This is a genomic window from Candidatus Protofrankia datiscae (genome assembly GCF_000177615.2).
In the GTDB taxonomy this organism is placed as follows: Bacteria; Actinomycetota; Actinomycetes; order Frankiales; family Frankiaceae; genus Protofrankia; species Protofrankia coriariae.
This window is the reverse complement of sequence record NC_015656.1, coordinates 2685419-2703608: the sequence shown is the minus strand read 5'-3', so window position 1 is coordinate 2703608 and position 18190 is coordinate 2685419. Positions and strand designations below refer to the sequence as shown.

The 18190-nt window shown below is 70.7% G+C and carries 18 protein-coding genes and 1 riboswitch; of the genes, 8 read left to right on the top strand and 10 right to left on the bottom strand.

Annotation, left to right across the window (positions count from 1 at the left end):
• Position 1 precedes the first annotated feature (1 nt).
• The 4 genes from FSYMDG_RS11130 to FSYMDG_RS23065 all read left to right on the top strand — a co-directional run bounded on the left by FSYMDG_RS11130 (position 2) and on the right by FSYMDG_RS23065 (position 4793).
• Entirely contained in the window at positions 2-1594 is a 1593-nt protein-coding gene (locus tag FSYMDG_RS11130; RefSeq protein WP_013873596.1) for a glycosyltransferase family 39 protein, read from the top strand.
• 76 nt (positions 1595-1670) lie between these two features.
• On the top strand, positions 1671-3002 hold the full coding sequence (locus FSYMDG_RS11125; RefSeq protein WP_237702718.1) for a mannosyltransferase family protein: 1332 nt from the start codon (positions 1671-1673) through the stop codon (positions 3000-3002).
• A gap of 105 nt (positions 3003-3107) precedes the next feature.
• Complete coding sequence (locus FSYMDG_RS11120) at positions 3108-3302, top strand: DUF5703 family protein (RefSeq protein ID WP_013873594.1); 195 nt, start codon at positions 3108-3110, stop codon at positions 3300-3302.
• A gap of 417 nt (positions 3303-3719) precedes the next feature.
• Positions 3720-4793, top strand: coding sequence for a DUF2637 domain-containing protein (locus FSYMDG_RS23065; RefSeq protein WP_050803477.1), 1074 nt, complete (start codon positions 3720-3722; stop codon positions 4791-4793).
• 221 nt (positions 4794-5014) lie between these two features.
• Here the strand turns inward: FSYMDG_RS23065 and FSYMDG_RS11110 are convergent, their stop codons facing one another.
• From FSYMDG_RS11110 to FSYMDG_RS23060, 3 genes are all read right to left on the bottom strand, one after another.
• Positions 5015-5371, bottom strand: coding sequence for a four-helix bundle copper-binding protein (locus FSYMDG_RS11110; protein WP_013873592.1), 357 nt, complete (start codon positions 5369-5371; stop codon positions 5015-5017).
• 351 nt (positions 5372-5722) lie between these two features.
• Positions 5723-7114: a metal-dependent hydrolase family protein gene (locus tag FSYMDG_RS11105; RefSeq protein ID WP_013873591.1), complete on the bottom strand. Its 1392-nt coding sequence runs from the start codon at positions 7112-7114 to the stop codon at positions 5723-5725.
• 674 nt (positions 7115-7788) lie between these two features.
• Complete coding sequence (locus tag FSYMDG_RS23060) at positions 7789-9069, bottom strand: hypothetical protein (RefSeq protein ID WP_013873590.1); 1281 nt, start codon at positions 9067-9069, stop codon at positions 7789-7791.
• Between the two features lie 585 nt (positions 9070-9654).
• On the opposite strand from FSYMDG_RS23060, the gene FSYMDG_RS11095 reads away from it, so the two are divergent.
• Positions 9655-11136 carry a multicopper oxidase domain-containing protein gene (locus FSYMDG_RS11095; RefSeq protein ID WP_013873589.1) on the top strand — a complete coding sequence of 494 codons (1482 nt, stop codon included), beginning with the start codon at positions 9655-9657 and terminating at the stop codon, positions 11134-11136.
• Positions 11137-11337: 201 nt separating this feature from the next.
• Here FSYMDG_RS11095 and FSYMDG_RS11090 read toward each other — a convergent pair whose 3' ends face one another.
• Positions 11338-12612: a glycosyltransferase gene (locus tag FSYMDG_RS11090; protein WP_013873588.1), complete on the bottom strand. Its 1275-nt coding sequence runs from the start codon at positions 12610-12612 to the stop codon at positions 11338-11340.
• A gap of 711 nt (positions 12613-13323) precedes the next feature.
• A riboswitch (cyclic di-AMP (ydaO/yuaA leader) is annotated at positions 13324-13502 on the top strand.
• Between the two features lie 2 nt (positions 13503-13504).
• On the opposite strand from FSYMDG_RS11090, the gene FSYMDG_RS11085 reads away from it, so the two are divergent.
• Positions 13505-13927, top strand: a complete 423-nt coding sequence (locus FSYMDG_RS11085) for a transglycosylase family protein (RefSeq protein ID WP_347176472.1) — start codon at positions 13505-13507, stop codon at positions 13925-13927.
• A 231-nt stretch (positions 13928-14158) separates the two neighbouring features.
• Here FSYMDG_RS11085 and FSYMDG_RS11080 read toward each other — a convergent pair whose 3' ends face one another.
• From FSYMDG_RS11080 to FSYMDG_RS29185, 4 genes are all read right to left on the bottom strand, one after another.
• Positions 14159-14659, bottom strand: coding sequence for an NUDIX hydrolase (locus tag FSYMDG_RS11080; protein ID WP_013873586.1), 501 nt, complete (start codon positions 14657-14659; stop codon positions 14159-14161).
• A 185-nt stretch (positions 14660-14844) separates the two neighbouring features.
• The gene (locus tag FSYMDG_RS28360) at positions 14845-15021 is read right to left on the bottom strand and encodes a hypothetical protein (protein ID WP_237702717.1); all 177 of its coding nucleotides are present in this window, start codon (positions 15019-15021) and stop codon (positions 14845-14847) included.
• Positions 15022-15024: 3 nt separating this feature from the next.
• Positions 15025-15759, bottom strand: a complete 735-nt coding sequence (locus FSYMDG_RS11075; protein WP_237702716.1) for a TIGR03564 family F420-dependent LLM class oxidoreductase — start codon at positions 15757-15759, stop codon at positions 15025-15027.
• Between the two features lie 357 nt (positions 15760-16116).
• Positions 16117-16251 (bottom strand): hypothetical protein, encoded by a 135-nt coding sequence (locus FSYMDG_RS29185; protein WP_258165195.1) that lies wholly within the window; start codon positions 16249-16251, stop codon positions 16117-16119.
• 1 nt (position 16252) lies between these two features.
• On the opposite strand from FSYMDG_RS29185, the gene FSYMDG_RS11070 reads away from it, so the two are divergent.
• Positions 16253-16747: a membrane protein gene (locus tag FSYMDG_RS11070; RefSeq protein ID WP_013873585.1), complete on the top strand. Its 495-nt coding sequence runs from the start codon at positions 16253-16255 to the stop codon at positions 16745-16747.
• 126 nt (positions 16748-16873) lie between these two features.
• Here the strand turns inward: FSYMDG_RS11070 and FSYMDG_RS11065 are convergent, their stop codons facing one another.
• On the bottom strand, positions 16874-17173 hold the full coding sequence (locus FSYMDG_RS11065) for a hypothetical protein (protein WP_013873584.1): 300 nt from the start codon (positions 17171-17173) through the stop codon (positions 16874-16876).
• Positions 17170-17949 carry a hypothetical protein gene (locus FSYMDG_RS11060; protein ID WP_013873583.1) on the bottom strand — a complete coding sequence of 260 codons (780 nt, stop codon included), beginning with the start codon at positions 17947-17949 and terminating at the stop codon, positions 17170-17172. Before FSYMDG_RS11060 ends, FSYMDG_RS11065 begins: the two co-directional genes overlap by 4 nt.
• 14 nt (positions 17950-17963) lie before the next feature.
• On the opposite strand from FSYMDG_RS11060, the gene FSYMDG_RS11055 reads away from it, so the two are divergent.
• Positions 17964-18185: a hypothetical protein gene (locus tag FSYMDG_RS11055; protein WP_043603477.1), complete on the top strand. Its 222-nt coding sequence runs from the start codon at positions 17964-17966 to the stop codon at positions 18183-18185.
• Positions 18186-18190: the final 5 nt, after the last annotated feature.

Below are 18190 nucleotides of genomic sequence, written 5' to 3'. Positions count from 1 at the left end.
CGTGACCGATGTCGTGGTTCGGCCGGTGGAGAACATCCCCGATCCGGCCGACACGGGCCTGAGGCGTCCTGACCGGGCAGCTGTCCTGTTCAGGGCAGTGCTGTTCGTCATTGTTGTCGCGGCGGTGGTGGCGCGTTTTTCCGCCCGGCAGGCATTGTGGCTGGACGAGGCCCAGAGCGTGGCCATCGCCCGGCTCCCGCTGACCGGGTCGGGCCCGACACTGTTCGACGGCCTGCTCCAGGACGGCTCACCACCGCTGTACTACCTGCTGCTGCACGGCTGGATCGAGCTGTTCGGGACCGGCACGTTCGCGGTACGGGCGCTGTCGGCGCTGGTGAACCTGGCCGCGGCCGGGCCGCTGTACCTGCTGGCCCGGCGGGTGGTCGGGGTACGCGCCGCGCGGGTGGCGGTGGTGCTCTATCTCACCTCGCCGTTCGCGCTGTACTTCGCGACCGAGACCCGGATGTACAGCCTGGTGGTGCTGCTGACCGCGGCCGGCGGGCTGGCGCTGGAGAGCACCCTGCGCCGGCGCTCGGTCGGGCCGGCCGTCGCGTTGGCGCTGTGCTCCGGCCTGCTGGCGCTGACCCACTACTGGTGCCTCTACCTGCTGTTCACGGTGGCCGGTTGGCTGCTGCTGGTCACGGTGCGGCCACGGCCGGGCTGGGGCCGGCGGGCACCGTTGACAGCGCTCGGCGGCATCGTCGGCGGGGCGGTGGTGTTCGCCCCCTGGCTGGGCTGCTTCCACTATCAGCTGACGCACACCGGGACGCCGTGGGGCGAGCCGGCCACGTTCGCGGCGATCTCGCACGCCTACGGGCAGTGGGCGGGCGGCCCGACCACCGGCGGGCGGACGCTGCTGTTCCTCATCACCGGGCTCGCCGCCGCCGGGATGGCCGGCCGGGCGATCGACGGCCGGTACGTGATGGTGGACCTGAAGGGGCTCGAACCCGGGCGGACGCTGTTCTTCCTGGCCACCCTCACGCTCGTGGTGGCCGTCGCCGTGGGCAAGGTGGTGGGCAACGCCTGGGCCGACCGTTACACCGCCACCGCGTTCGTCCCGTTCCTGCTGGTGATCGGCCTCGGGATGACCGTCATCGTCGACAGCCGGCTGTTCCGGGGCATCGCCCTGGCGTGCGCGCTGCTCGGGCTCGTCGGCGGCTACACCGACCTCTCCCGCGCCCGTACCCAGGCCGGACAGGCCGCGAATGTGCTCGAGCGTCTCGGGCGGCCCGGCGACGTGCTGCTGGTCTGCCCGGACCAGCTCGGCCCGGGGCTGGCCCGCACGGTACCGGCGTGGATGCGGGTGCACGTCGTCCCGACCTACGCCCCACCCGACCGGGTCGACTGGACGGACTACGAGGATCGCAACACCACCGCCAACGGGGTGGCCGTCGCGGACCGGGCGCTGGCGGAGGCGGGCCCGGGCAACACCGTCTTCCTCGCCGGGTCGGGCGCGTACCGCACCTACGAGACCCTGTGCACCCAGGTGCGCGGACGTCTTGAGGCGCAGCGCCCTCGCGTCGACCAGGTCATGGAACAGGGCCAGCCGGCCAGGGTCTGGGAGAACTTCGCCCTGCTGCGCTTCCAGCCGTAGCCGCCGGGACGCTCTGGTGGATCTTCGGTCGGACGGATCGATGGCCGCTGTCCGTGTGACGGTGGCCGCTCACCGCGTGCGCACGCATCGTACGCGCGCTGCGTCCCGGCGGGACGGTGCCGTCCTGCCGCGGCGTCCGTCCGGGCAGACCACCGGGCGGACGCCGAAGCTCGCGGCGATCGGCCGCCGCTGGCGTGCTGGCCGGGCCGATCAGCACGCCCGGCCACCGCGGTGGCGCGCGCGATGGTCTGCCAGGTGGCCCGCGTGGTGGCGTGAGCTGCCGTTGCGTGAGATCGCCCTCGCCTGGCTCGCCACGCGTGTGGCGACCGCCGCCGCGTACGCGCTGGCCCACTACATCGACGGGCAGGTGCGGGCCGCCCATCCGGACGGCGGCACTGGCACTGGCGTGGGCACCGGCGGGCTGACGCTGACCGGCCCGCTCGGGTGGGACGCCGGCTGGTACGCGGGTATCGCCGAGCACGGGTACGCCGGGTCCGGCGAGCAGAGCCTGCGGTTCTTCCCCCTGCTGCCGCTGCTGGTGCGTGCGGTCACGGTGCTGCCCGGGCTCGGTGGGCACACCGGGGTCCGCGTCACCCTGGTCGTGCTGGTGAACCTGACCGCGTTCGCCTTCGTGGCGGCGCTTGCCCAGTTGGCGCGCCGGGAGGGTTTCGGCCCCGCGGCGGTCTCCCGTGTGATCTGGCTGGCCTCGCTGGCCCCGCCCGCGTTCGTGCTGGTCATGGGCTACACCGAGGCGTTGTGGGGGCTGCTGGCCGTCGGGGTGTTCGCCGGGATCCGCTCCCGGCGCTGGGAGCTCGCCGCCGTCTGCGGGCTGTTCGCCGGGCTGTGCCGGCCGGTGGGCGTCCTGCTGGTCGCCCCGGTGGCTCTCGAGGCGGCCCGCGGGATCACGGCCGCCGCGACGGCCGACCGGCTGCGGCGGGCGGCGGCCGTCGCGGCGCCGGCCGTGGGCCTGGGCGGCTACCTGCTGTGGGCGGGAATCGCCCACGGGGACGCCCTCGCGCCGATCCGGCTGCAGCGGCAGCAGTCGCTGCACGGCAGTTCCTCGAATCCCGCGGCGGTGCTCTGGGAGGCGGCCCGAGGTGCCGTCCACGGCGAGGTGGGCACCGCGCTGCACGTCCCGTGGCTGCTGCTCGTCGCCGTCCTGCTCGTGGTCATGGTGCGTACGTTGCCGGCGTCCTATCCGCTGTGGGCCGCGCTGACCGTCGCCGTGCTCCTGACCGGCAGCAACCTGGACTCCAGCGAGCGGTATGCCTACGGGGCGTTCCCGTTCCTGTTCGTCGCGGCCGCGCTGACCCGCCGTGACGAGGTGTTCCGCGCCGTGCTGACGGCGTGCGCCGCGATGATGGTGGTGTACGCGTCCCTGGCCTTCCTCGGCCTGTACGTACCGTAGGGCTTTTACGTACCGTAACCACGGTACCCGGTAGCCCCCATCTGTCCCCGGGTGCTCTTACAGGTTCGTCACACCGGCGGTCCACCTCGTCGTTACGGTGACGTCATGGACGTGGAGTACCAGCGGCTGTACCTGCCGCCCGGGACGGACCGCCGGCAGGCTCTGGCTGTCCTCACCCTGCACGCCGAGTTCGGTGACTGGGAGCTCGAGCGGCTGCGCCTGTTCCCGGACGGCTCCCGGCGCGTGGTCCTGCGCCGCCCGCGTCAGCGCGGCGGGCTGCCGGGCTACCTGCCCACCTGACCGCTGTCGGCCGTCCGCGCCGTCCGCGCCGTCCGCGCCGCGAACCTACCGGTTATGGATAGTAATGGCCGCTACGGCGGCCGGACCGCGCTGCGGGCGTGTCCGGACGCTGACCATCCCGGCCACGGAATCGTAGTTGACCAGTCACCATGAGAAACTCCTCGCAGGCCCGCAACCTGGACGGGCCGGCAGGCGTCAGGATGGCTGGTAAGTGGTGGAAACCGCACCAGCCTGCCGGCCCTCCAGGAAGGACCTGCCGTGACGGTCGACAGCGGATCCGTACCACCCGGCGGTGAGCCCGTTCCGAGCGCCCTCGCGCCAGGCGGCACCGTCCCCGACGGCTCACCCGGGCCAGCTGACACCGGCCCGGGAAGCAGCCCGGGGAAGCGCCCAGGGAACACAACGGGCCCACATGATGTGGCAGGCCCGGGAATCCCGGGGAACACGGCGCAGCCCGGTGGCGGCACCGGGCCGGACGGCGAGGCCGAGCCGCGGGCGGAGCGGGCCATCCAGGCGACCACCATCGTCGCGGTGGTCGCGGTCGCGGCGGTGGCTGCCTTCGTCTCCTACCGGCACATGCGCGGGGTCGCCCTTGAGCAGGGGGAGGACCGCCTCGCCGCGACGGTCATCCCGTTCAGCGTCGACGGCCTGATCGTGGCCGCGTCCATGACGATGCTGCGGGACCGGCGTGCCGGGCACCCCCGCTCCTGGCTGTCCTACACGCTGCTGACGCTGGGTGCGTGCGCGTCGCTGGCGGCAAACGTCATGCACGCCGAGCCCACCCTGGCGGCCAGGATCATCGCCGGCTGGCCGCCGCTGGCACTGCTCGGCTCCTACGAGCTGCTCATGCGCCAGATCCACGCCGGCCGCGGTACGGCGGGCGGCCGGCGGCCCGCCGACATCCCGATCACGGTTCCGGCGCAGCGCGGTGAGCAACTGGCGGCACGACCGGCCGTGCACCGCGCTGCGCCGGCATCACCGTCGTCGCCCGGCATCCCGGCCGACGGGGTCGGCACGGCTGGCATTGCTGGCACGGCTGGTATTGCCACCCGCCCGGACACGGGTACCAACGCCCGGCCGCCCGCGGGCATCCTGGTCGCGGGCATCAGCGCCCGACCGGCCGAAAACCCCGGCGAAGCCGGAAAGTCGAACGAAGACAAGTCCGGCGCGGAGCACAACGGACCCGTTCCGATATCCATGGCGACGGCGTCCGCATCACTTCCTGTTACACTGACCGCACTGGACGCGGCCGGAAAACGCGATGCCATTGTCCGCGCGCTCGAACAGACCGGAGGCGCTGCCACCGATGCCGTCGCGCTGCTGGCCGCGCAGGGGGTGAAAGTCAGCAGAAGCTGGGTCTATCAGGTCCGGAAAGACACCCGTCATCATGGCGCCGACACCGTCTCGCCCGCTCTGGTGGCCGCCACGAAATCCGACCGACCGAACATCCCGGCCGGTATCCCGGTCGGCACCGACAGTAATATCAGATAGAGCTGACAGACAGAACCGGCAGGAGACGGCAGCCGCCAGGAACAGCGCCGACCCGGAACAATGCCGGACGAGGACGGCGCCGGCGGGTACCTGTGGGTTTTCCGTCGGGTCCGGGCGACACGGATGGCGCCCCGTGACGTCCCGGATCCGACGGTGACACGTCCGTGCTCCCCACCATCGCCGATCAGGAGAGGGCTGCGGACGTCAGGCCGTGCCGAGGCTCAGACCGTGGCACCGGCCATCGTCTGGCAGGAGGCGGCGCACGCACGGCACGCCTCCGCCAGCTTCATCATCTGGGCGTCGCCGGGCATCTTCATGGCCATCTCGGCGCACATGGTACATATGCGCGCACACATGGCACACATTTCCCGGTACATCGACGACATGCGGCACATCATGTCCGCGCAGACCTTCGTGACGGCCGCGCAGTCCATCAGGACACGCATGTTCGCCGCGTCCATCATCGTTCCCGGCATGTCCATGCAGTAGGCAATCGTCTCCTCGCACGTGGTCGAGCAGGACATGCAGTTGTCGATCGCCTTGCGCATTTCATTACTGATCTTCTCGGCATGTTGCACGATGGCCCTCCTGACGGTCGCGCGGCGTGAACCGCAGCCTCCGATGGGTACTGCGAACCGCTCACGTCGAATGTTCCGCCGTTCCGTGAGGGGTTCGGACCAACGATAAGCCTCGTATGACGAACGCGCATCGGCAACTGTGGCGGTCAACGCCCCCGCGGGCCAATTCAGCGGCGATTCGCGTAACGAAAAGAGCGGCGGAATCGACGTGTTCGCGGATATTAGCGGGTTTTGTTCGGTTCTTTTCCTGTTCCCGGCGCGCCAACGGACACACATTGGTGACACGCCGGCAACAGCACATCGGCCCGCCACCGACAGGAACTTCGGCCGGTGGCGGGCCGGCCGAAGTTCTCAGGGCGTCGCGGGATTTGCCGCCGGCGGCAGGTCACCAACGGGGCCGGGCACCGGGGACGGCCGGAGGTCACCGCCCACAGGTACGGTCATGGCTGCGGGCAGGCGGCTGTGCGGGACGACGGGAACGCCGCCGAGAAAGACCCCCGTCACCGCGTCGGGACGTTCGAACAGCGACAGGTCGCCCGGATCCTCGTCCAGCAGAATGGCGTCGAACTCATAGCGTGGGGCAATACGACCGACATTTTCCGAGATACCGCACAGGCGCGCGCCGTTAGCCGTCGCCGCGAGCAGTGCCTCGGACGCCGACAGCCCGCTCTGGCGCAGCCGGGTGATCTCGGCAAGGTTGGCGCCGTGGCGGTCCCGGTGCCGGCAGCCACTGCCAAGGGCGATCCTGACCCCGGCGTCGCGGGCCACCTCGATCGTGTCGGCCAGCATGGCTCGGGTCACGTGCGCCCGGTCGGCAGCCCACTGGGGCAGCTGCCCGGTGTCGGCCAGCTGCCCCAGCTCGTGGTATGGCGACAGGGTGGGGACCAGCGTGACACCATACCGCGCCATCAGGTCGGCCTCACGCTCCGTGAGACCGATCCCGTGCTCGATCGAACGGACGCCGGCCGACACCGCCGCGTCGACGGCGGCCGCGCCCAGCGCGTGCGCCATGACCCCGCGTCCGAAGGCAGCCGCCTCCGAGACCGCGACGGCGAGTTCCGCGGCGGTGAACTCCGGCAGCGGCTGCCCCGGGCGCACCGACATGATGCCGCCGCTGGCGAAGATGTTGACCCAGTCCGCGCCCGCCCGCACCACCGAGCGGACCGCCGCGCGCATGTCGTCCGGCTCCCGGACGACATGCCGGGGCCGGCCGGGATAGTCCAGCGCCGTCAGAGCCTCCGGCGCCTCCAGGCCGGGGCCGAGCAGCGCCCCGTCGCCATGGCCTTCCGAGCGGGTCAGCCCGACCACCGAGACCGCCAGCCGCGGCCCGGGGACGTGCCCGGCGAGCAGCGAGTCACGCACACCCGCGTCCGCGCCGCCGGCGTCCCGGACGTACGTCACCCCGGCGGCCAGGGTGCGCCGCAGCATCGCCGCTGTCTGGAAGAAGCGCTCCGACAGCGATGTCGTCATCATCTCCAGCGGATCGTATGTGCAGAGCGTGACACGGGAGTGGCAGTCGATGACGCCGGGCATCAGCCACAGCCCATGCGCGTCGACATCGACCGCGCTGGCGTTCAGCGGAAGATGCGGACGGACGTCAGTGATGTGTCGATTGCATACCGCGACATCCACGGGGCCGTCGAAGTAACCGTGCTCGTCGAGAGCGTACACGCCCCGCAGGACGAACCCGTCCGACAGGGCGGTGCCGCCCCGCCGTGGGACATCGGTGCTGGTGATCGTCATCGTGCCGTTCCTGCCGCTGGAGTCCGGCGTCCACCACTGGATGGATCACTGCCCTGGGCGCGGGGACGCCATGGAGATCACATAGGATATGCCGGCTCGGGCCGGGGTACCGCGCTGGGCCCGCTCGGCCAGGCCACACACCGGATCACCGGTCAGGACGACGTGGCGGAGACGACAGCGACGAAGCGCCGGGCGGTTGCCAGGTTGCCTGGCAACCGCGACGTCCGAGCGGGCACTCAGATCACGGTCGACAGGCCGTGCTCGACACGCGGCAGGTGTCGATGTACCGGCGGACGGTGAAGCCGCGCGCCTGCGCGACATGGTCGGTCGCAGTACCTGCCGCTGGCTTCAACCTGGCGCTGTACACCTGTACCTCCATTGTCGGCGCCGGTGGATGCGCCGTCACAGACCGAGCCGCCCGGCCCGGGCGTCACCACGGCCCTCGCCCGGACAGCCCAACCGGCCGTGGCGTCCGCCGGTGAGGCGGATACCGTAGTCGATGGTTCCAGTCCGCTCGTGAACGTAACTGACCGTCATTGGCAGGGTCAAGGGCCAGCGACCTGAAGACCGCGTCCGACGGATGTCGGTCGCGGCCCGGCGAACGGTGACCGGCCACCGCCTGACAACTGCCTGACAACCGCCCGATGGCGGTCGACAACGGCGGCCGGCCGTCGTCATCCGACTGTCGCGGCGGTGACCGGCGGGTCCACCGGATGGCGTGCCGGCGCGGGCTCCGGCGCGGCCACCGCGCCGGCTGCCACCGCACCCGCTGCCGTCACGGGGCCCGCTGCCGCTGAACCGGCCGTCGCGTCGCCGTCCGCGCTGTCACCGTTGCGGCCGGCCCGCGTCGCGGCCAGCTCGGCCCGGGCGACGCGCAGCTCGGAGGTGAGCTCGTCGACCTGGCGCTCGGCGCGCTCGGCCCGGGAACGGGCGTCCGCTCTGGCCTCTGCGAGCACGGCCTGGCGTTCGTCCGCGGCCCGGTGGGCAGCCTCGAGCCTGCGCTCGGCGTCGGTGTGGACGCGGGCGATCTCGGCGTCCGTGGCGTCGCGCTGGCGTACCAGGTCGGCGTGCAGCCGGTCAGCCTCCGCCCTGGCCTGGGCCGTGGTGTGCTCCAGAGCCTCGGCCCGGGCCAGCGCGGCGTCGCGGGCGGCGGTGGCGGTGGCAACCGCCTGCGCGGCGTCCTGCCGCGCCTGAGCCACCGCCGCGGCGGCCTCGTCACGTGCCGTCCGGACGGCGGCGTCCGCGGCCTGGTGCGCCTGGCGGATCTCCGCGGTCGCCCCGGCGCGGACCGCGTCCAGGCGTGCCTCGGTGTCCTGCCGTGCCGCTTCCGCCGCCGCGGCGGCCTCGGCGCGGGCCTGCTCGAGCGCTGCCTGCGCCTGCGCCCGGGCCGCCGCGGACGCGTCGCGTTCGGCTTCCAGAGCGGTGATCCGCTCCTCCAACGTGTCGACCACGCCGACCGCCTCGGCCGCTACGGCCTCCGACTCGTCCCGGGCGACCTGCGCCTCACGAGCGGTCTGCTCGGCTCGCACGGCCCGGGCGATCGCCTCGGCGACGCGCTCGGCCGCCTCCGCCTCGACCGTTTCCACCCGCGCCTCGGTGGCGGCTATGTCGCCGAGAGCGGTCATCTCCCGGACGAAGGCGTCCAGCGTCTGGGTGAGGTTGCCGGCCAGCGCGGTGATCTGCTCGGCCATCACGTCGGCCCGCCCGCGCGCGCCCGCGGCGCGCTCCGAGCCGGCCTTGCCGATGACCACTCCCATCCCGGCCGCTCCCGGCCCGGACTGCCCGGCGAGCTCCCGTCTACGGCGGTAGGCCGACAGCCGGTTGTGGGCGGGATCGTCGCAGTACGCGGGTGGACGCCCCGGCCCGGCCGGGGCGCTCGGCGGCTGACGGCACCCCGGGTAGGCGCACCGTACCGGTGCGCTCCCGTCGACCGTCGCGTCCTCGGTCATGCTCATCGCTGTCCGTTCTCGCTCCCGGCATCCCGCCCGCACCGACCCGACAAGAATGCACCAGGACGCACGATCAGGGGGGCCAGCGGCCAACGCGGTTTGCGACGGCCCTGCCCCCAGCCGACCCGCCCCGCCGGTTCGGGCGACCGGACGCCGTCTGACGCTCTCTGGCCGGCATCCGACCAGGCGTCCGGCCGACCTCCGCCCGGTATTCTGCGCCCTTCCCGTCCTCGATCGTCTTTTGTGACGTTCAGTATCAGCGCACATCGCTGTTTTCACCGTGTAGGTGGATGATGCGGACCCCTGCCAGACAGCTTCGCTCACAATCAGTTACTGTCACGCTCCGTGATTGAGGAATTGCGCGCCGGCAGGCGTACAGGTATGGAGGGCAGACCGCCAGGGAGGGCAGCGGCGGCGCGATCATTCTTTCGTGGCCGGGGAACGGCAGCCGATCCGACAACTCCGACAACTCCGACCGCTCTGACGGCTCCGGCAGGACTGGGACGCCCGGGAGGACCAGACAGATCGGCTGGGCCGGATGGGTCGCGGCGCCCGCTGCGGCGGTACGTCCGGCGAGCCGCCGCAGCGGGCATGCTGGTGCTGCTCCTCGCCGCGGTGACCGCCGGGCCCGCGATGGGCGACACACCGAGCGCCCACGGCGCTCCCGACTCTCACGGCGCCCACGGTATGGACGGGCCCGCGCCGGGTGCGCAGGCCGGCACGGCCGGGTCGTACTGGAACGAGGTCGCCGGCGAGCCCTTCCACCCGACTGGGCGCGTGCGCACCTACTACATCGGTGCCGACGAGGTCGTGTGGAACTACGCCCCGGACGACCGCAACGACATCACCGGCCAGCCCTTCAGTCCGCAGGAGAAAACCTTCCTCGAGTCCGGTCCGGGACGGATCGGTATGCGATACGTGAAATGCCTCTACCGTGGCTACACTGACGCCGGCTTCGCCACGCTGGCACCGCGCCCGCCACAGGACGCGTACCTGGGCCTGCTGGGGCCCACGATCCACGCCGAGGTCGGCGACACCATAAAAGTCGTCTTCCGCAACGGCTGCCGGATTCCCGACAGCGTGCACCCCCACGGGGTCTTCTACACGAAAGCCAGCGAGGGGGCGCCGTACGCCGACAACACCTCCGGTGTGGACAAGTACGACGACGCAGTTCCCACCGGCGGCCGGCACACCTACACCTGGCTGGTGCCCGACCGTGCCGGCCCCGGCCCGCACGACGGCAGTTCCGTGATGTGGATGTACCACTCCCACACCCAGGAGGCCAGCGACACCGCCGCCGGCCTCCTGGGCGCGATGGTCATCACCGGCAAGGGGCTGGGCCGCCCGGACGGCAGCCCGAAGGACGTCGACCGCGAGATCGTCGCCCTTTTCGAGATCATGGACGAGAACCGCAGCCCGTACCTGGAGGAGAACCTCCGCCGTTTCGCCCAGCCGCCCTATCCGGCGCGCGACGACGTGAACTTCACCAGGTCCAACCGGCGGCTGGCCATCAACGGCTACATCTTCGGCAACGGGCCGATGATCACCATGAGGAAGGATGAGCACGTCCGCTGGTACGTCATGGGCATGGGCGGCGAGCAGGACCTGCACACCCCGCACTGGCACGGCAACAGTGTGCTGTGGAGCGGAATGCGCATGGACACCGTCTCGCTGCTGCCCGCCACCATGATCACGGCGGACATGGTGCCCGACGACGTGGGGACCTGGCTGTTCCACTGCCACGTCAACGAACACCTCCTCGGCGGCATGATCACCCGCTACCAGGTCCTCACCCCCGACGGAAAACCCGGCCCGTCCTCAGACTCGGCAGGGTCGGGGGCGGCGGGAGCGGGCACAGGGGCGACGTCGTCGTCCGGCTCCGCTTCCGGCTCGGCATCCGCGTCGTCGGCAGGCTCCCCGTCCACGAAGATGCCGATCCCGGCAGGCGGCGTACCAGCCGGCGAAGGCGGCACCGCCCACCCCTCGTCCTTCCCGATCGTCCCCGTACTGATCGTTTTTATGATGGCGCTGGGCGCTCGCAGACTCATCGTCCGCCGCCGCACCACCCCCTGACCCAGGCTCCGCGGACCATCTGACCCCCGACGATTCCGCCCAGCCCAGCACACGGGCACCGCAGGTGTCCCGGCCCAGCCCCACCCGGGACACCTGCATCCCCCACACCACCGCCAGGACCGCACGATCAGCGCGGACGCCCGGCGTGGAGAGCCAGCACGAACATGCCCGCCTGGCGGTGGCGGGGAAGGGCTGGGACGGTCAGGTGCCGGTAGCGCTGTCGGAGCCCACCGTCGGGGCCGAGGCTGATGAGGCGGACGAGGCGGACGGCGAGTAGGCGCGGCCCTTCCAGGCGGCGCCTCGGCCACGCCAGTGCGCCACGGCCGAGTCCACGGTCATCAGCGTGTACAGGACGGCGACGGCGGGCAGGGCCACCGCCGTCCACACCGGCTGCCGGTAGTAGCGGAGCATCGGGACGTAGGTGGCAGTCATGATCACCCAGGCGGCGAGCCCGGCGATGCCGGCGACCAGCGCGGCCGTGCCCCCGGCACCCCCGCCAGCGGCGAGAGTCCCCGCCAGCCCGATCACGGCCGCCACCGGCGGCAGCAGGTAGGTCAGCACCAGGCCGACGACGGTGCCGGCGAGCAGCACGGGCGAATGCCGCAGCTGGGTGTACGCGCTACGGGAGATCATCTTCCACAGGTCGGCGAGCCCGGGGTACGGGCGGACGCTGCGCACACCCCCGGGCCCGCGGTCGGCCAGGCCCAGCCAGATCCGTCCCCCGCCGCGCTTGACGGCCTTGGCCAGCGAGCAGTCGTCGATGACCGCGCCGCGGATGGCGGCGATCCCACCGGCGCGTTCCAGCGCGGCACGGCGCAGCAGGACGCACCCGCCGGCCGCCGCCGCCGTGCGCGCCGTCGGCCGGTTGGCCCGGCGGAACGGGTAGAGCTGGGCGAAGAAGTAGACGAACGCCGGGATGACGAGCCGCTCCCAGCGGTTGCTCGTGCGCAGCACAGCCATCAGCGACGTGAGGTCGAGCCCGCGACCGGTGGCGTGGCGGACCAGCCGGGTCACCGAGTGCGGGCCGTGAGCGATGTCGGCGTCGGTGAACAGCAGCCACCGCGCGTCGGGCCCGGCCGCGCGCACACCCTGCTCCATGGCCCACACCTTGCCCGCCCAGCCAGCCGGGCGCGGCTGGCCGTCGACGACCGTCAGCCTGTCACCGGCACCCGCGACCCGGCCGATGACGCGGGCGACCTCGCCGGTACCGTCGTCGCTGGAGTCGTCGACCAGCAGGACTCGCAGCTGCCCCGGGTAATCCTGCCCGAGCAGGGCCGGCAGGGTGTGCGGCAGCATCTCGGCCTCGTCCCGGGCCGGCACGATCACGGTGATCGCGGGCCAGCCGCCAGGTGGCTCGGTCGCGCCGGTGTCGGCGGCGTCGAGCCGGGTGCCGGTCCGCCAGAACATTCCGTGTCCGGTCGAGAGGACCAGCCAGACCAGCATCGAGAGCATCGCGCACGCCGCCAGCGTCATCATGCCGGTCAGCCTCGCAAATCAGCCGGCCGCACGCGCCCGTCGACACGGCTGTGTGGTCAGTTCCTCCCACCATGACCCGTCAATGTCCCAGTCCTCCGGGTCATGGTGCCCGTGCCACGGCACCCGGCGTCGCGTCACGGCGCCTGGCGTCGCGGCACCCGGCCGGCATCGCGTCGCCTCGGGAAGGTCACAGGCAGGCAGGCCGCCGGAAGATCGCGGCGCGAGCAAGGCGAACACGATACACGCCTTCCACACCGCCGCCAGCCCCCGGCCAGCGCTTTCTCCACGCAGGCGCTTCCGGCCATGCGACGGCTGCGTCGAAGAGCACCCCTCCGGCCACTGCCACGGCCTTCCACGATCGCCTCGACCGCTTTCCCCGGCCATTTTCGGGGAACTTCCGACGGGCATTTCCATGAACATTTCAGTGAACATTTCCGCGACGGCGGTGCCGGCGGTCACGAATTCGGCCCGGCCATCCACGCCGCGCGCAGGAACACTCGACCCGAAGCGTGGCGATATCGCCACGCTTCGCCGGCCTCACATGCCCATCCAGATAATGAGCGCGCGGGCGCGCGCGTTACCCGACGACCGGGGCGACAATCAACATCAGAAATACGGTGTGCTCATCTTCACGGCCGTCCGTCCCCTCTTGCTTTCCAGGTCGGACCCGTGCGTATGGTCTGCGCCGTGCCTTCGCGAAGAAGGCACCCGTCGGGCGACACGCCGAATCCTGCCCCGGCCGACGGAAGTCAAACCAATGGCAGGAGCGGGGGAACCAATTTTTGCGGGCGTCGCTCATCGGACGTCCTTGGGGTGAAGCCGCGGAACGCGGCCGGGCAGTCCCAGCCCGAACCCGACAGCTCACCTCGCAGGCGTGGGGAAGGACATCATCATGTCCCAGACACGTACTCGTGACGGACATACGCGTGACGGCGCGACCAGGCGCAGCAGGCGGCGCAACCGCGTGGGAATCAGGACCCGCACCCGCGCGATGATCGCCGTTCCGGCTGTTGTCGCAGCCATCGGCGGCAGCGTCGCGGTGTCCCAGCCGGCAAACGCGGCACCGGCCGCGGACCGGGTGCTCTCCGCCATCGCACAGTGTGAATCCGGTGGCGATCCGCGCGTCGTCAACGAGATCGGCGCCGGTGGGCTGTTCCAGTTCCTGCCACCCACCTGGCGAGGTGTCGGCGGGTCCGGTCTGCCGCAGCAGGCCAGCCCCGAGGAGCAGTGGAAACGCGCTCGCATCCTCTACTCGCAGCAGGGCACCGGACCGTGGTACGCGTCCAAGCACTGCTGGTCCGGAAAGATCGGCTGACCGTCCACCGACGGCACGGCCGCGTTCCTTCCGTGCTCTTTGCTCTTTCCATTTCTGTTTCCGTTTTCATGCTCGAGCCTCCCACCGGACCGGCTTCACTGATCCGGTAGACCCGGGCGGCCCGTGTCCCGGTAACCATTCGGTTCGTCCCGGGGAGCCGGCGTCATCCCGGTGGAGATCGGACTTCGGTCGGATCTCCACCGGGCGCCCGGCTGTGACTCCTGGCCGGATTCAGAGCCGGAAGCGGTCCCGGTCCACCCGGCCAAGCGGTGGACGGCGGCGTTCGAGCTCCAGCCCTATGTCGACCAGATCGATCCGCTCGAGAGCATGGACCCGTTCAAGATCGACCCATGCGGCCTGGTCGGTCGAACCGCCCACCTCGTAGCGAAGCTCACCGGCCACCACCCGGGCGGCGTAAATGACCCGCAGGGTCTGCTGGTCGGCTTCGACACCCACCGCACGCTGAAAGTTCCGACGTATCGAGTCCAGACCGAGCAGGGATTCGATCACGACGTCGTATCCGGTTTCCTCCTCGACCTCGCGGATCGCCGCGGCAAGCGGATCCTCCCCGTGATCGAGCCCGCCGCCGGGCAGCGTCCAGAACGTCTGACCCGCGCCAGCGAAGCGCGCGAGCAGCACTTTACCGTCCCGGATGCAGACCACATATGCCGCGAGTCTCAGCTCCCGGGTGAGAACCGGCTGTGCCTCCCCGTCCTCCAACAACCCACTCACCTTTGCGGCAACTCCTTCCGGCAGCGACAACCGACTCCGTCCGCCCACCCCCGCACCCAGCCGTTACGACTGTATTCGCGTGCGGCATTCGCGTGCGGCGCGGAGGATCGGCGTTCCACCGGACGGGAGAGCCAGCGGGGTGCCAGTTCTCGGCTCCGCCTGCCGGCCGGCTCGCCCCCGCCAGGTCAGCCGGCGGGCGGCGTATTGAGCGCGACGAGCAGGTCGGTCGCTGTCGCCTGCTCCCGTGCCGAACCGATCGGCTGCGCCACCAGTTCGGTGACACCGGCGCTCGCCAGTCGCCGAATCTGCCGTTCGACAGACGCCTCGTCACCGAGGATGACCGTCTCCCCCGGGCCGTCCACACCCTACCGGTCGAGGACGGCCCGGTAGCTGGGCAGCTGGCCGACCATGGCGAACCGTTGCGCGACCCACTCCCGGCGCGCGTCGGCGTCCGCGGTCACACAGACGAAGCTGAGCGCCACCACCCGGGGATCCGGCCGTCCCGCGGCGCTGGCGGCCCGGGTGATCGTCGGCACGATGTGGTCGGCGAGGGTCGCCGGGCCCGTCCAGGTCGTGACCGTGCCGTCGGCGAGCTCACCGGCGGTCCGTAGCATCGCGGGGCCGAGCGCGCCGATCAGCAGCGACGGCGGCTTGCCGCCCGGCACGTCAACGGCGCCGACGGCGGTGAGGGACGCGCCCTGGTGGGTGACGCTCTCCCCGTGCAGCAGCGGGACCAGCACGGACAGGTACTCCCGCAGGTACGCCACGGGCCGGTCGAACGAGTAGCCGAACTGGCCCTCGACGATGGGCCGATGGCTCACCCCGATGCCCAGGGTGAGCCGGTTGCCCACGGCCGCCTGCACCGTCAGCGCCTGGCTGGCGAGCACCAGCGGATGGCGGGGATAGGTCGGCACCACCGCTGTCCCGACCTCGATACCGGGTGCCTCCCGGCCCACGACCGCCAGCGCGGTGAGCGCGTCCCACCCGCCGAACTGGGTCATCCAGGCGCTGGCGAAGCCGGCCTTTGCCCCGTCACGGGCCGCCGCCACGACCGCGTCCAGTGACCGCCCCTGATCGTCCAGGTATATCCCGACACGCATCGGATCCTGCTTTCGCTCATATATGATCACCAGTAGGCCCGGTATCGCCGGAGGCGGTGAGACTGATTACTTTCAGTAACTCCACGGCCGCCTACGTGACCATGCGGTACATCGCTCGCAGATGGCCACCAGCCGTCGGCCGCACGGGTACCTCGGAGGGTGCGCGGCCAAGAAGCCCGCCCGCGTCCCAGGCGTCCAGTCGTGATCGTGAAGCTGGCGCCCAGGTGCGGGGAGCGCGGACGATTTACATAAAGTGAGTGTGCCTCCGGCTACCGGTCAGCTTCGCCATTTCGGCTGTGGCCCCGCTGTGGTCCTCACAACGCCCACGCCCGCGCCGCCTACGACACCGCAACGGCATCAGCGGAGCGCGCGTCTGCTGGCTTCGACCGGGACGAGCGCGGCTGGTGGAGGCGAGGCCAGCGGGCCAGCCCGGTAGCCCACACCCTGAAGGTCACTGGCCGACGCCGCGGCGTCGGAGGCGAGGATTGTCACCGTGACGAAATTCTTCCTGATCCTGCACGTTCTGGCCGCTGTCCTCACCATCGGCCCGGTCGCCGTCGCCGCCAGCATGTTCCCTCCGGCCCTGCGTCACTCCCAGGCCAACCCCGGCGATCCGGCCGCTGTCGCATCCCTGCGCATCCTGTACCGCATCTGCTCGGTCTACGCCCTCGTCGGTGTCGCCGTACCCGCTCTCGGGTTCGCCACCGCGGGTGAAATGAGTGTCACGGGCAACGCCTGGGTGATCGCCTCGATCATCCTCACCGCGGGCGCGGCCATCGTCCTGGCTCTGCTCGTCCTGCCTGGCCAGCGCGACGCCCTCCATGCCGTCGACGCCGCCGCGCAGGCCACAGCGAGCGCCGACGCCACCGCTGCCCTCGACGCGCGGGCCGGCGCACGCCTGGCAATGCTCACCGGCGCCTTCAACCTGCTCTGGGTGACCGTCACCATCCTAATGATCGTCAGACCCGGCTCCACCACCGGAGCCTGACCCACCCGTAGGTGAAAACCGCCATCCCCCCAGCGGAAACCACCTACACCCGCGGCAAGCGTAGGTGGAAACCGCTACCGAAACGACGGAAACCACCTACGCTTGTCCGCGGACAGCCTCCGACAGTCATCTGACGATATCCAGGCCGATGGCTTTCAGCAGGTCGGCAAGCCATACCAGGCCGTACGTCGTGACTTTCGACGGATCGGCCAACGCCGACTGTAGATCGGCCAACGACTCACTGAGCTGTCCGACAGTCAGATCCGTTGGCTGCGCGTAGACATCGTAGAGCAGCTCCCGCGGAATCGACCAGAAGTAATCTTTGTCGAGAGACACCTCCGTCCCCGCTTCCTGTCGCAGATGTTCGATCAGAAGAGCGAACGCGGCGGTGAGCGTCTCAAGCGGGACGGACACGTGCTCACTCACTGGCCACCGCCCCTAAGAATTTTGAAAATCTGCTTCCGAAAAGCTGGGATCTCCTGTTCCAGATGGCGTATACGTCCACCGATGATTCGTTGCCGAATCATCGGTATCGGCGCACACTCAAGAATACCTTGGTCATCGAATACGTCAGGATCGGCCCGGTACGCTTCCAGTTTAGCCCGATGTTCTTCGATCTGCCGCTGAAGCGATCTGACGGCCCGCTGTTCGGATGCCGTCAGCCCGCGGCCAGCGGCTTTCGAGGTGTCACGAAGGGCGTCGCTGCCGACCATGAGCATCCGGCCGTCAGGAGTCACGGTCATGGCGAAACCCTGACGGGCAGCGCGCAGGTTGGCAGCCATGACGGCAAGATGCGCTTCGCAGGCATTGAGCACCCGGTGGGTATGAACCACAGCGGCGCGCAGGACACCAGCGGCGACACCTCCTCCACGCTGGACCTGGCCGGCACCACGGCCAAGACCGGCGGTGCTGAGACCTCGACTACCGGGGATACAGCCGAGCAGGGCGAAGCCGACGTCCCATCGGGATGCCTGGCCGTTGGCATACCGGGCCAAGGCATCGGTCAGGAGCACGAGCGCAGCTGCGGACACCATCCATGCGACCGGCCCGCCGACGACCATAGCGGCCACCCCGAGGACCGCAACGGTGCTGGTCGCGAGGCCGATGGCAACATGCCAGACCCTGCCAGCGGCCTGTGGGATTTTCTCCCAGGACCACCACGGCTTGTCCCGGATCCCCGCGTGGGAGGCGCGCCGGATCATCGATACGCAGGTCCGTGCCGCATCCTGACGTAGCTGCTTCGCCGCCAGCGCGCGAGCTGACGGGCAGCATCCAGATCATCCTGTACGGCCTGTACGGCCTGTACGGCCTGTACGGCCTGTACAGAGTCTCGCAACTGCTCCAGCCGGGCCTGCGCGACCCGCTGGTCTCGGATCGCCTGTGTCACCTGCACCGGATCAGGCAAAGGAAGATCCATCGCGTGGGGGTGGGAACCTGACTCCA